The sequence below is a fragment of the Kushneria konosiri genome, from assembly GCF_002155145.1.
Classification (GTDB): Bacteria; Pseudomonadota; Gammaproteobacteria; order Pseudomonadales; family Halomonadaceae; genus Kushneria; species Kushneria konosiri.
Map to the genome: position 1 here is coordinate 2,808,197 of NZ_CP021323.1, position 12,902 is coordinate 2,821,098.

Genomic DNA, 12,902 nt, shown 5'->3' on the forward strand with positions numbered 1-12,902 from the left:
AGCCCAACCCTTACCGTATAAAGGAGATTGCATGACGCCTCATCTGATCGTGACCGATCTGGATCGAACGCTGCTCAACGCCGATCATGGCCTTGATGACATCACCATCGACACCTTTCAGACGCTTGAGCGCCAGGGCCATTCACTGGCCATTGCTTCCGGGCGGCACTATCAGGATATTCGCGAGGTCAGACGTCAGCTCGGGGTCAATGCGCACATCATTTCGGCCAACGGGGCGCATCTGCATGGTCCGGACGATCAATTGATCCACGAGATTCTGGTCCCGCAGGATATCGTGCGGGCACTGCTGAAGATGGAAGTGTCTGAAGAGGTGCGCATCAATCTTTATACCAGTGATCGCTGGCTGATCGATGCGCCCGAGCCAAAGCTTTTGGCCTTCCATGAAAGCACCGGATTTACCTATAACGTGGTCAACATGTCTGATGTTGACGGCCACCAGGTGGGCAAGGTGCTCTTTATCGGCGATCCCGTATTGCTCAAGGGGATTGAAACGCATATCCGTGCCCATTTTGAGGAGCGCACTCACGTCACCTATTCACTGGAAAATTCGTTGGAGGTGATGGAGCGAGAGGCCTCCAAGGGGCAGATGCTCCATCGTCTGGCCGCGCAGCTCGATATTCCCATCTCGCATACCGTCGCCTTTGGTGACAACCTCAACGATACAGACATGCTTCAAAATGCCGGCCGTGCGTTTGCGATGGGCAATGCCCATCCGCAGCTGCTGACCCGGGCCCCCAACGCCGAGCTGATTAAATCACACACCGAAGCCGGGGTGGCTGTGAAGCTGCGCGAGCTGTTTGCTCTCTAGGACAAAAGCGCATCGCCGGGCCTGATCATCGAGGGTCAGGGCTCGATGATCAGGCCCGGCGGTTTCAAACGTGGTCCGCTTTCTCCCTGCCTGCCTTGCCATCGTCGACACGCTTCATCTGCTGCCAAAGCTGGCGGCGCAGGTCGGAAAGCTTCGGGGCGCGATCATCCTCAAAGGGCAAGGGGCGCAGCATTCTAAGCGTGCGAATGCCAAGGCGTGCCGTCAGCAGTCCACTGGCCATGCCCTGACCGGCACGACTGGACAGGCGGCTGGCCAGATTCATCGACAGAAGATCCATGCTCACCTCGGTGGCGATCTCACTGGCGCCGGCAAACGCCATGTTGGCCAGCACCGCCCGGAACAGGCGCAGGCGGCTGGCATAGCCCAGTTCCAGACCATACAGGGCGGCCAGGCGGTCGATCATGCGCAGGTTGCGCCAAGCCATCAGCCCCATGTCGATCAGCGTGACAGGGCTGACAGCCACCAGCAGGGCGGTTTCACTCGACATGCGGGTGATCAGGCGCCGGGCGCTGGCATCCCGCGGCGCCAGTACATAGTGGCTGAAAAGATCGCGGGTCTCGCGAGCGTTGTGATGGGCCTGGCGGGCCTGCAGGAAATCCTGCCAGTGCGGGTCGCGATGGCCCAGCCCCATCTGAACACGCAGGCGGTCGCACAGCTTTTGCATGTGATCGCCATCGATTCGGGTATCCAGGATATAAGAATCGATGTCCTCGCGCAGTCGCGCATGCCTGCGCAGTCGTTTGAGACGTACGAGTTCGCGCGTCAAAGAGGTGCCGGCCAGCGTGACGACCCCCAGCCCCAGTACGCTCCAGGCGCCGCTGACCCAGTCGCCGCCAAACCAGGCGTTTTGAAAGGTGTCGACGGCCTGAACGCCACCCATGACCAGCGTGCCGGCCAGTACGCTTAAAAGCCCCCAGCGACGCTTTTTGGGTTTCGCCAGCGCATGGTCAAGGGCGCTATCGATCTGCTCGGGGGGGCTTCGTCTTCCAGTGGGTGGTGCACGCTGTCCAGCTGATAGCGCGCGCCCGGCGCCGGGTCTACCGGCACAAAGTGCTGTTCGAAGGCCGAGGCTTCAGAGGTTTTGGTGGTCGTGGCGTCACCCTGGACATCAAAGCGTCGGCCCGGACGTGGATCACTCATCGCAGCTTGTCTCCCAGTAACCAGTCCAGCGCGCTGTCCATGCGAATGTGGGGCAGCGCTTCCCCCGAGCTCTGGGGCATTGGTTTGAAGGCCATGAAATCAAAGCCCTGACGCTGCCAGAAGTCGGCATCCGGCAGTCGTGAGGGCACTTCGCCCGGGAACATCAGTACCTCCTCACCCGACTCCGTCGTACCCTTGAGGGCGGGGTGACGCTTGCCATCCTGCTCGACGGTGCGGGCCTGGGTGGCGCGAATGGCGGCCAGCGACAGCGATCTGACCGGGACATCGGCGTAGCGTAGATCCCGCAAAGGTTCGGCCATCAACGCCTGTACCAGCGACAAAAGATTGTCATGCTGTTCAGGGGTAACGTGGTCAGCCTTGGTCGCGGCAATCGCCAGTCGGTCGATGCGTGGATTAAAAAGCCGCGACAGAAGGCTGCGGCTGCCGTAATCAAAGCTCTGCATCAAAGTGGCGATGGCATGTCGCAGGTCATCGAACACGTCAGGCCCGGCGTTAAGCGCCGAGAGCACATCCACCAGCACGATCTGGCGATCAAAACGGCGGAAGTGCTGGCGGTAAAAGGGGCCGATCACGGTACGCTTGTAGTGCTCAAAGCGTCGCGCAAGCGTCTGATAGTTGCTGTCAGCCGGCAGCTCGGAAAGCTGTGCCGGGTCACCCAGCTGTTCCATCGGCAGTGGAAAGAACTGTAATACCGGTGCGCCATCGAGTTCGCCCGGCAGCAAAAAGCGCCCGGGTTGCACCCAGGTGTAGCCGCCTTCGTTGCGGGCGCTGTTGAGCGAGCGGGCATATTCGGCGCTGATATCGGCCAGCTGCTGCTCATCGGCCGTAGCGGCCGGGTCCAGATCACTGACGCGCTGCAAAAAGCCTTCGGCGAAGCGGCGCCGGCGCCCGACAAGCTGAGTGCCAAGTGCTTCGCACCATTGCTGGTAGCTCTGGCGCAGCATGGGAAGGTCCAGTAGCCACTCGCCAGGGTAGTCAATCAGGTCCAGCGTCAGGGTGCGCTGTTCGCCCAGAAAATGACGGCTATTGGCACGACTCTTATAGCGAATCAGCAGTCGAAGCTCGCTGATGCCGCGTGTAGGTGAGGGCCAGTCAGGTGGCGTACCTTCAAGGGCCGTCAGCGCCTGATCATAGGGGAAACGAGGCACCGAAAGGTCCGGCTGGGTCTGGCGCTGTGCGCCCAGCAGACGGCCTTCCCGCGCGCAGCTCATCATGTCCAGTCGGGCATCAAGGCCCGCATGGCGCAACTGGTTGACCAGCGAGGTCAAAAAGGCGGTCTTGCCCGCGCGCGACAGCCCCGTGACCGCCAGACGCACCTGCCGGTCAAGGCTGCGTTCAAGCCAGTCACCGGCATAACCCGGCAGCGATAGCGGCATGGTTGTCCTTGTTCATGATCGTTGACGAATAGATGGTGTCGATTGTAGCGAATTGCTCGTCACGACGCCTGAATGCAATGTGATTGGTAACATGGCATTGAGCGTCTATAGTCAAGTCAGCACTGCACATGATCTGCAGGCTCCCCGGCCGGGGCAAGGGCATTACATTCAAGCAGGGTGGTTATCAGGGAGAAGACCATGGGCATTATTCTTTGGCTGATCATTGGCGGTCTGGCAGGCTGGATTGCCGGCAAGATCATGCGTGGCGGCGGCTTCGGTATCCTCGGCAACATCGTTGTCGGTATCGTGGGGGCCGTATTGGGTGGTGCCATCTTCAGCATGCTGGGCATCGGCTCCAACAACATCATCGGCTCGCTGGTGGTAGCCATCATCGGATCGGTGATTCTTTTGTGGCTGGTCTCTCTGATCAAGGGCAAGGGGAATGGCAAGGTCTGAGCCTGCCAAATCCTTCTTCCTCTCGACGCCCGGTCCTGCCGGGCGTCGTCGTATCCGACCCTCTGTTTAACGCGGTCTCGGAAGCATTAGCGTTTCATCAAAGCCTGACAGCTCAGTTTTTGAGCGGGGTGTCCACACAGTATTGGCAATTGCCCAAATTGGGAAAGCCCATTAAAACCCTGTTGTTTGATTGTGTAAATTTATCGCTTGTTGATATCTCATACAGGAATGCAATCAATGACCGATTCAGCTCCCATTCACTACACCACGGCCAATGGTGCGCCCGTCCCCAATGATGATGCCAGCATCACTGCAGGCCGCAATGGGCCGCTGACCTTTGATAACTGGCGCCTGTTTGAAAAACTTGCCCATTTCAATCGTGAGCAGATTCCCGAACGGGTCGTGCATGCTCGCGGTAGCGCGGCCTTTGGCACCTTTCGCCTGACGCGCGATCTATCTGATTTGACCATCGCCGATTTTCTGCGCGGTGTAGACACCGAAACTCCGGTGGCGCTGCGTTTTTCAACCGTGGCGGGAGGGCAGGATTCCGCCGACAACATTCGTGACGTACGCGGCTTTGCCGTCAAGTTCTACACGCGGGAAGGCAACTTTGATCTGGTAGGTAACAATACGCCGGTGTTTTTCATCCGGGAGCCGAGCAAGTTTCCCGATTTCATTCACACTCAAAAAAAGGATCCACGCACCAATCTGCCCAGTCAGCAGAACCAGTGGGAGTTCTGGGCCAACCATCCGCAGTCCTTCCATCAGGTGACGATTCTCAAGTCCGACCGCGGCATGCCCTACAGCTATCGCACCATGCACGGCTTCGGTTCGCACACGCTGAGCCTTTATAACGACGCCGGCGAGCGAGTCTGGGTGAAATGGCACTTCAAGACCAATCAGGGCATTCGTAACATGACGCCTGAAGAGGCGCAGGCATTGCCGGTCAATCATCACCAGGCTGATCTCTTCAGTCATATCGAGCGCGGTGATTTCCCTTCGTGGGCGGTCAAGTTACAGGTCATGACGGAAGCTCAGGCGCGCGACTATCACATCAATCCATTCGATCTGACCAAGGTCTGGCCGCAGTCCGATTTTCCGCTGATGGAAATTGGTCAGCTCGAGCTCAATCGTAATCCGGACAACTATTTTGCCGAGGTCGAACAGCTGGCGTTCAGCCCGTCGAATTTTGTGCCCGGCGTCAGCGCTTCGCCTGACCGCGTACTGCAGTCTCGGCTGTGGTCGTATGCCGATGCACACCGCTACCGCCTGACGGTCAATTATCAGCAGATTCCGGTCAATCAACCGCGCTGCCCCGTTCATCACTATCAGCGTGATGGGCTCATGGCCGGCACCCAGCGTGAGTCGGGTGAGGGCGGACAGTATTCACGAACCAATTTCTATCCCAACGATCGTGTGGCGCAGGGCGCCCCGGCACCAAAAACCGCCGTCAGTGAACCCCCGATGTCGCTGGAGGAAAATGCCTGGGTGGGATATTACGACAACACGGATGAGGACAACTTCTCTCAGGCCGGCAATCTCTATCGCCTTTTTGACGAGGGAGAGCGTGAGCGTCTGACCACCACGATCGCGCATGATCTGACCGAGGTGGATGAGCACGTGCGTGAGCGTATCATTGCACAATGCTACGCGGCCGATGGCGATTACGGCGAGCGTGTTCAGGCCCATCTGGAAGCGCTTCTGGCCGATTGATCGACCACGGCGGATCGCAGAAAACTCAAAGGCGGCCGGGCATGACCCGGTCGCCTTTTTTATGCCTTCATTTCTTGAAAATCTGTCCGGGACTGATGTCCAGGATCACCGATGTGGCTCAAAAGATTGCACAGGATAAGTTCTGATCAAATGGTTTTTGATCATTGCCTTTCAACGCAAAAAGTTCACCTACGCTTAAGGGCCGCAGCCTGCTGGGCCAGCGTTTAACACGCTGACCGGCGGGTGATCGAGCGTTTCATGAAAGCGCCGCCGATGGACAGGCAGACCGGCAGTGTTTCATTGCCGTATTCGATGAGGAGCATGGACCGTGGCAGATAATCCTTATAGCGCATCCAATACCGATGGCCCGCATGACACTGATGTCAAGACCAGTGATCAGAGCAAGAATGACAACCTTGAGCCGTTTCGCAACGATGCTGAAGGTCATGACCTGCGTACCAACAACGGCGTACGCATTGCCGACAACCACAACTCCCTGAAGGCAGGTGAGCGTGGTCCGACGCTGATGGAAGATTTCATCTTTCGCGAAAAGATGAATCACTTTGACCATGAGCGTATTCCCGAGCGCATCGTGCATGCCCGTGGTGCGGCCGCCCACGGAGTATTTGAGGCCTATCCGGAGGCCGAACAGTATTCGAAGGCTGCCGTGTTCAGGGCCGGCCAGCAGACGCCGACCTTTGTTCGCTTCTCTACCGTTCAGGGCTCACGCGGTTCCAACGATACCGTGCGTGATGTGCGTGGCTTTGCAACCAAATTCTATACCGAGGAAGGCAACTGGGATCTGGTCGGTAACGACATGCCGGTGTTTTTCATCCAGGATGCGATCAAGTTTCCCGACTTCGTTCACGCGGTAAAGCCCGAGCCGCACAACGAAATCCCGCAGGGCCAGTCGGCGCACGATACGTTCTGGGATTTTGTATCGTTGATGCCTGAATCAGCCCATATGGTGCTGTGGACCATGTCGGATCGCGCCTTTCCGCGCAGCTATCGCTCCATGGAAGGCTTTGGTGTGCATACCTTCCGGCTGGTCGACAAGCAGGGCAAGGCGCGTTTCGTGAAGTTTCACTGGAAGCCGCTGGCAGGCACCTATTCCTTCATCTGGGATGAGGCGCAGCTGCTGTGGGGGCGCGATCCGGACTTCAACCGACGCGAGATGGCTACCGACATCAGCAACGGCGACTATCTCGAGTGGGAACTGGGCGTCCAGATCATCGAGGAAGAGGACGAGCACAGGTTCGATTTCGACATTCTTGATGCCACCAAGCTGATCCCCGAAGAGCAGGTGCCGGTGACGCCGCTGGGCAAGATGACGCTTAACCGCAACCCGGACAATTACTTCGCCGAAACCGAGCAGGTGGCCTTTAACCCGGGACACATCGTGCCGGGCATCGACTTTACCAATGACCCGCTGCTACAGGGGCGCCTGTTCTCCTATCTGGACACCCAGATGCTTCGTCTGGGCGGGCCAAACTTCAAGGAAATTCCGATCAACCGTCCGGTCACGCCGGTGCACAATAACCAGCGCGACAGTTTCCATCGCATGACGATCAACAAGGGTCAGGCCTCCTACGAGCCCAACTCGATTGATGATGGCTGGCCGCGTGAAACGCCGCCGGCGGCGGAAAATGGCGGGTTTGAATCGGTCAACGAGCGCATCGATGCCCATAAGGTTCGCGGCCGCAGTGCGTCCTTTGCCGATCACTATTCGCAGGCGACCCTGTTCTGGAACAGCCAGACGGACGTTGAAAAGGAACACATCGTACAGGCATACGGCTTTGAGCTTTCCAAGGTCGAGCGCCCGTGGATTCGTGAGCGCGTGATCCAGAATATCCTGCCCAATATCGATCTCGATCTGGCCCGTCGCGTGGGCGAGATTCATGGTATTGAGGCACCGACCGAGAAGCCGGCTTCGGCTGAAGAACTGGGCAGGAGCACGCTGACCGAGTCGCCCTCGCTGAGTCTGATGGCGCGACTGCCCGGCAACATCAAATACCGCAAGGTAGCCATTCTGGTAGCGGACGGCGTTGATGCCGATCAGGTGACGGCGCTGCAATCGAAGCTCAAGGCAGAAGGGGCAAAGGGCATGATCATTGCGCCGACCATGGCGCCGGTAAAAGCAAACAACGGCAATACCATTACGCCGGATGCCATGCTCAACGGTCTGCCGTCGGTCACCATGGACGCCGTATTGATTGCCGGTGGCGCGCAGAGCATCGAGACGCTCAAGGCGAGCGGTCAGGGGCGTTACTATCCGCAGGAAGCCTGGAAGCACCTGAAGGTGATTGCTGCCGTCGGTGAGGGCAAGGACCTTCTGGAAGCGGCCAATATCAGGATGGATGAAGGCGTACTGACAGGTGACAGTGTTGACGCCATCTTTGACGACTTTAAAGCATTGCTTGGCCAGCATCGCGTCTGGAGCCGTAATCCGGAGGCCAATACCCAGCCAGCCTGATATTGCCGATCATGTTCATGTTTTGATCAACCAAAACCTCGGTCCGGCCGGGGTTTTTTATCAGCTGTGGAATTAACACATTATGACCATCCGGAGTGGACGTTGGCACAAGAGCTGCGTATGTTGCTTGCCAAACCGGCATCTGTCAGTCATCTGCCAAAAGGCATGGCGGATTTGCCCCGCTTACGTCAGTGCTTCGAGTGGATATCATGGCCTCTTCCAAAGAGCGTTTTATTGGGCTTGAGTGGCTGAGATTCTTTCTCGGCCTCTACATTGTCATTTTTCATACCCTGCACAACTATCCGTCGATCAGAAGCTGGTCGGGGTATGTCACCGATCTTGGTTTTTTCTCGACCAGTACCTTCTTTATTTTGTCCGGCTTTCTGCTGGCGCATGTGTATCTCAACGATCAGCACGAGATGCGTGAGCCGGCCAGAAGCTTCATGACCAAACGATTTGCCAACCTCTATCCGATTCATATCGGGTCGTGTCTGCTGGCCATGGCGGTCTCGGCAGGCGTTGGCTATCTGGCCCTGACGGCGCAGGACGCGGGCACCTCACTGCGTTTTGTACTCTATGACGTCAACAATGACACCGGGATCGTCAATCCCGAAGCACTGCGCCACACCATGGGGGACGTCGAACTCTGGTTCAATGTCGTGCTCAACGTATTCATGCTGCACGCATGGAATCCTTATTATCTGACGTTCAACCCGCCGTCCTGGTCCATCTCGGCACTGTTTTTCTTCTATCTGACCTTTCCCTTCATTGCGCCCAGGCTGATGAAGATCAAAAGAACGCGGCTGGCCATCCTGATCACCAATCTGGTGTATCTGGTGCCGCCTCTGATCGTGATCGCCTTTACGCCTTTTGATATGCCGGAAACGGGCATTTTGCACCGCAATCCGATTATTCGGCTGCCCGAATTCATCGCCGGTATTTTGCTTTGCGCCTTTTACATGCAGCAGAAAAATGCCGGCAAATTGTTGAACCTGCGCGGCAAGCTGGCGCTGGTGCTCTATATCGCGGTGTGCTGTCTGGTGGCGATCTGGCTGCTCGAGCACGGGCGTGCCTGGTATTATCTGCTGCATAACGGGCTGTTGCTCACGGCCGAAATGGCACTCATTTATCTGTGCGTGCATATCCCCACCCCGAGCAGTGAACGATTGACCCGATTCGCCGGACGCCTGGGCGGAGCATCGCTGCCGATGTTTGCCCTGCATGTGCCGCTTTATGTCATCTTCAGTCGAAGCGAGCAGATTCTGAAGGGAGAGCCGTCCCTGTGTCCGGATAATCTGCGCCTGTGTCTGGCCGCGGCCGGTGAGAGTTCTGTATGGCTCTATCCGGTTTATCTGCTGCTGACCGTTATTCTCTGTATCCTTTTTCAGGAACAGTTTGTCGTTCGCATACGTCGCTGGATTCTGAGCTGGATGCTGCCCGCAGCGCCTGTACGGAACAAGACACACGCCGAGCGAATGGCTGATCCGCAGGAACCCCGCTGAGACAAGGGGGCGGTCCAGGTTACAATATGGATCGTCCCTGTAAGGGCATGACCGAATCTTTGTCTCATGAGGTATTTTTTGAAAGAGAGCCTGCAGATCTGGTGCGCCCAGCGTCTGGCCAGCCGCGGCTGGCATCGTGAGGTGCCGCCCGAGCGTGGCATGAGTGTGTCCCGTGCCCTTGCTCGCCTGCGCAGTATGGAGATCGATGAACCCGGCGCCCTGGGATGGCAAATGATAGGGCGCCTTGACCAGTCTCAGCGCGATGAGGCGGTTACCATGCTGGTGCTGGCCTTCAATGCGCAGTGGCTGGATGAACAGGCACTTTCGCAGTGGCTGAGCTGGCTTCAGGGAAGCCTTGCTCATGCGCCCTGGCCCGATCAGGGTGACAGCACCATCTGGCGTGCGCGCGCCCCCTTTGCCCCCATCATGATCGACAGCCTCTCAGCGGCCGAGCTGGAGCGTGAGCGCACCGGTCATTTTCTGAGTCATGTCTGGTCGATTCACGAGCGGGATGAGCTCATCCGCATGCTGCTGTGGCTGGCGGGGCAAGGGCACCGGCATGGCTGGGAGCTCGATCATCAACGTTTTAGTGCCATGAATACTGCCCAGCGGTTGAAATGGCATGCGCAGATGGCGCCGCAGGCCACCTATGCCGCCACGCTTGAGGCTTTTGTCGTTCAGGGGCAGCCTCGCGATGTGGCTGCGTGGGACTGGTTGCGTCTGGTGGATCTGGCCTGGGCCGGTATGGCCATGGGTTGGCTGGATCAGGACGAGGCCAGAGGGTTTGCCGCACACGGGGTGGACCTTCTGACGCGCCGCTATGACAGCTGGCATCAGGTGGCTCTGGCCTGGCAGCGTGGTCGCAGTCTGCATGAAGGACTCGATCTGATGGAGAGCTTCACCACTGACTGGCAGCTGTTGCTGGAAGCCGATGACAGTCCCTGGCAGATACCGCTGCATCAATTGCTCGGGGACGATCTTCGTGACCGCTCACGGGACATGATTCGTGGACTTCGAAGCAGCGCTCGCCATTGGGCGCTCGCCGTGGCCTCGGTCAGGGAGTCCGATCTGCTGTACCGGCAGGCGGTAGCACCCGTTGCCAGCGATGAGCAGCGTCAACAAAGCCGGGAATATCTTCACGAGGTGCTGGACTGGCGACCGGAAGAGGGGATCGCGGGACTATCACGTTTCTGGATGCCGGCTCAGGTGCATCATCTCAATCAGCTGGCGTCTGATGCACTGCATGGCAGGCTGCCGCCCGTCGAGACGCCCTTTGGAAACCCTTCTCCCGAGCTGCTGGCCTGTCGTCCGCGACTGGCAAGCTGTGCCTCGGTTTCAGCCACGATCATCATGGCTGAAAAGTATGCTTTCCATCTTCAGATGTTTGAAAGCGCCGGCTACGGCGAAACCGAGGCACTGGCGCGCTATCACACAAGACTGGCGGCCACGCTTGATCGTCACTATCTGTGCGTGGATGCCATGCTGGAAGCCTGGGTGCGGTGGGAGCGGGCCCTGCCCGAGGACGGCAATCAGGAGTCTCTGGCCGAAGATATCGAATGGCATCGTCAGGATCCCGGTAGTCCCTTTCATTGGCTGACTGCGCCAACCGGTTTTCAGAGAGAGCCGGGCAAGCGGCCATCGCTGTCCCGGTTCACGGCACTTTCCCTGTCGGGACCGCTCAATTCTGCGCTCTGGGGTGAGCCTGAGCCACAGTATGGCGCTCAGGTCAGTGACATTCGTGACTGGCTCGATAGCCACTACGGGATTGAGGGCACGGTGGCGCTGATTCGCTTTCTCGATTTTCTGGTCGAGGCCGGAGACCGGCAGGAGTATTTGATCAATTATGGCCCCTATACGCTTAATCGACGGCGTCTGAAGGAAGAAATTGCCGTTCTTGAATCGGCGCAGCGCAGTGAAGACGAAGGCGTTCATCTGGAGCGTCTGCGACGCGTTTTGAAAAATGACCATCACTGTAACGATATCGACATGGCCGCATGGGATATCGCGCAGCTGGTGGATCTCGCCGCTGCTGGAAGGCAAATGGGCTGGTTGAGTCCTGACAGGTTTCACCACTATCTGGACCAGGCGTTACAGCTGGCCTCTCATCATTACAGTGACTGGTGGGCCTACGGCGGGGGCATGCTGGCGGGTTACAGTTTTTTCATGGTGGCGACCCCCGAGCGAGAGCATTTTCTTGCAGAGTTCAATCAGGCCATGACGGCCTGGCAAACCGGGCTGCCGCCACTGGCCGGTTGCTGGGCAAGTCTTGATTTTCCGGGAACTCAGGCAAGGCGGTGGCCTCCATTGCATGCAGACACATTGCCGGGTGATGAACGCATTCTGCACTAGCGCGCCAAAGAGTAACTGCTTGGTATCCTTGAGTAACTTTTGTATGAATTTCGATTAATACTTTAGTCATGACAAGGGTGGTTTGATTAATTTTTAATACTCGCCACTTCCGATCAAATTCCTTAACATCCTGAATGCGTTGTGCTTGACGCCTTTTATTCTCTGACACGCAACACTTTCAGGATGCTTCCAGTGCTCGATCAACAAAAAGGGCCGTATACATGCGGCGAATAATCATGAGTGGTCTGGTTTGTCTGGCTTTGGGGGGGTGTGCAGCGTCGCAGCCCGGTTCACAGGATGGAGCGAAGGACATGGCAATGCTTTCGCTTTCGACGGTCAAAGCGTCGAAAGCGAAAGCAGGAAGAAACCAGGGCCAGCCTCCCCGATATGACTACACGTCTTTCGAGGATGCCTATTCGGTCGATGTAGAAGCGGCATTGATGGCTGAATATGATACCTGGCAGGGGACACCCTATCGATATGGTGGCGAAAGCAGTAATGGCATTGACTGTTCGGCACTGGTCCAGCAGATCTTTCGTGACAGCTTCAACTTTGATCTGCCGCGCACAACGGCAGGCCAGGTACTGACCGGGCGTCGTATCGAGAAAACGGCCCTCAAGGCCGGGGATCTGGTCTTTTTCCGACCATGGCGCGGTGACCGACACGTTGGCATTTATCTTGGCGATGGCCGCTTCATGCATGCTTCAAGCTCGAAAGGTGTCAGGATTTCCCGGCTGGATAACCCCTACTGGAGTCGCCATTACTGGCAGTCACGCCGAGCGCTTGAAGTTAATGCGCTTGCCATGCGAACCCCCTGATCGTTTTTTCTCGAAAAAGGGCCGATACCGTTGTGGTATCGGCCCTTTTTTATGCCGGATGAAATGATCTTGCAGGGTTTCTGACGTGATATTGCTCTGCTGGCTCTCTCGAACCCTTCAATCCTGTTGTTCAAATACTGCCTTGATGCTTCAAGTGTCGCTATTTATTGTACAAAACATATAAATATATTATACAGTGACGAT

Annotated in this window: 10 protein-coding genes; 7 read left to right on the forward strand and 3 right to left on the reverse strand. The window is 57.4% G+C overall.

The window, feature by feature from the left end; all coding sequences use genetic code 11:
- Positions 1 to 31: 31 nt before the first annotated feature.
- On the forward strand, positions 32 to 829 hold the full coding sequence (locus B9G99_RS12960) for a Cof-type HAD-IIB family hydrolase (RefSeq protein ID WP_086622530.1): 798 nt from the start codon (positions 32 to 34) through the stop codon (positions 827 to 829).
- Between the two features lie 64 nt (positions 830 to 893).
- Here B9G99_RS12960 and B9G99_RS12965 read toward each other — a convergent pair whose 3' ends face one another.
- The 3 genes from B9G99_RS12965 to B9G99_RS12975 are packed head-to-tail and all read right to left on the reverse strand — an operon-like array spanning position 894 to position 3,387.
- Complete coding sequence (locus B9G99_RS12965; protein WP_227876009.1) at positions 894 to 1,814, reverse strand: YcjF family protein; 921 nt, start codon at positions 1,812 to 1,814, stop codon at positions 894 to 896.
- The gene (locus tag B9G99_RS12970; protein WP_086622532.1) at positions 1,754 to 1,990 is read right to left on the reverse strand and encodes a hypothetical protein; all 237 of its coding nucleotides are present in this window, start codon (positions 1,988 to 1,990) and stop codon (positions 1,754 to 1,756) included. The genes B9G99_RS12965 and B9G99_RS12970 overlap by 61 nt, the downstream gene beginning before the upstream one ends.
- Positions 1,987 to 3,387: a YcjX family GTP-binding protein gene (locus tag B9G99_RS12975; protein WP_086622533.1), complete on the reverse strand. Its 1,401-nt coding sequence runs from the start codon at positions 3,385 to 3,387 to the stop codon at positions 1,987 to 1,989. Before B9G99_RS12975 ends, B9G99_RS12970 begins: the two co-directional genes overlap by 4 nt.
- A gap of 198 nt (positions 3,388 to 3,585) precedes the next feature.
- Between B9G99_RS12975 and B9G99_RS12980 the strand changes: the two genes are divergently transcribed.
- From B9G99_RS12980 to B9G99_RS13005, 6 genes are all read left to right on the forward strand, one after another.
- Entirely contained in the window at positions 3,586 to 3,843 is a 258-nt protein-coding gene (locus B9G99_RS12980; protein ID WP_086622534.1) for a GlsB/YeaQ/YmgE family stress response membrane protein, read from the forward strand.
- Positions 3,844 to 4,080: 237 nt separating this feature from the next.
- Complete coding sequence (locus B9G99_RS12985) at positions 4,081 to 5,556, forward strand: catalase (protein ID WP_086622535.1); 1,476 nt, start codon at positions 4,081 to 4,083, stop codon at positions 5,554 to 5,556.
- Positions 5,557 to 5,884: 328 nt separating this feature from the next.
- Positions 5,885 to 8,029, forward strand: coding sequence for a catalase HPII (gene katE, locus B9G99_RS12990; protein ID WP_086622536.1), 2,145 nt, complete (start codon positions 5,885 to 5,887; stop codon positions 8,027 to 8,029).
- 209 nt (positions 8,030 to 8,238) lie between these two features.
- Entirely contained in the window at positions 8,239 to 9,531 is a 1,293-nt protein-coding gene (locus B9G99_RS12995) for an acyltransferase family protein (RefSeq protein WP_086623474.1), read from the forward strand.
- 66 nt (positions 9,532 to 9,597) lie between these two features.
- Positions 9,598 to 11,880 carry a DUF1266 domain-containing protein gene (locus B9G99_RS13000; RefSeq protein WP_086622537.1) on the forward strand — a complete coding sequence of 761 codons (2,283 nt, stop codon included), beginning with the start codon at positions 9,598 to 9,600 and terminating at the stop codon, positions 11,878 to 11,880.
- A 311-nt stretch (positions 11,881 to 12,191) separates the two neighbouring features.
- A complete protein-coding gene (locus B9G99_RS13005) occupies positions 12,192 to 12,698 on the forward strand; it encodes an NlpC/P60 family protein (protein ID WP_227875814.1) in 507 nt (168 codons plus the stop codon).
- The last annotated feature ends 204 nt before the right edge of the window (positions 12,699 to 12,902 follow it).

What these genes read in the sequence shown, in the direction of transcription:
- B9G99_RS12960 (WP_086622530.1), top strand. Translation starts at nt 32, where the DNA reads ATGACGCCTCATCTGATCGTGACCGATCTGGATCGAACGCTGCTCAAC.
- B9G99_RS12970 (WP_086622532.1), bottom strand. Translation starts at nt 1,990, where the DNA reads ATGAGTGATCCACGTCCGGGCCGACGCTTTGATGTCCAGGGTGACGCC.
- B9G99_RS12975 (WP_086622533.1), bottom strand. Translation starts at nt 3,387, where the DNA reads ATGCCGCTATCGCTGCCGGGTTATGCCGGTGACTGGCTTGAACGCAGC.
- B9G99_RS12980 (WP_086622534.1), top strand. Translation starts at nt 3,586, where the DNA reads ATGGGCATTATTCTTTGGCTGATCATTGGCGGTCTGGCAGGCTGGATT.
- B9G99_RS12985 (WP_086622535.1), top strand. Translation starts at nt 4,081, where the DNA reads ATGACCGATTCAGCTCCCATTCACTACACCACGGCCAATGGTGCGCCC.
- B9G99_RS12995 (WP_086623474.1), top strand. Translation starts at nt 8,239, where the DNA reads ATGGCCTCTTCCAAAGAGCGTTTTATTGGGCTTGAGTGGCTGAGATTC.
- B9G99_RS13000 (WP_086622537.1), top strand. Translation starts at nt 9,598, where the DNA reads ATGAGGTATTTTTTGAAAGAGAGCCTGCAGATCTGGTGCGCCCAGCGT.
- B9G99_RS13005 (WP_227875814.1), top strand. Translation starts at nt 12,192, where the DNA reads ATGGCAATGCTTTCGCTTTCGACGGTCAAAGCGTCGAAAGCGAAAGCA.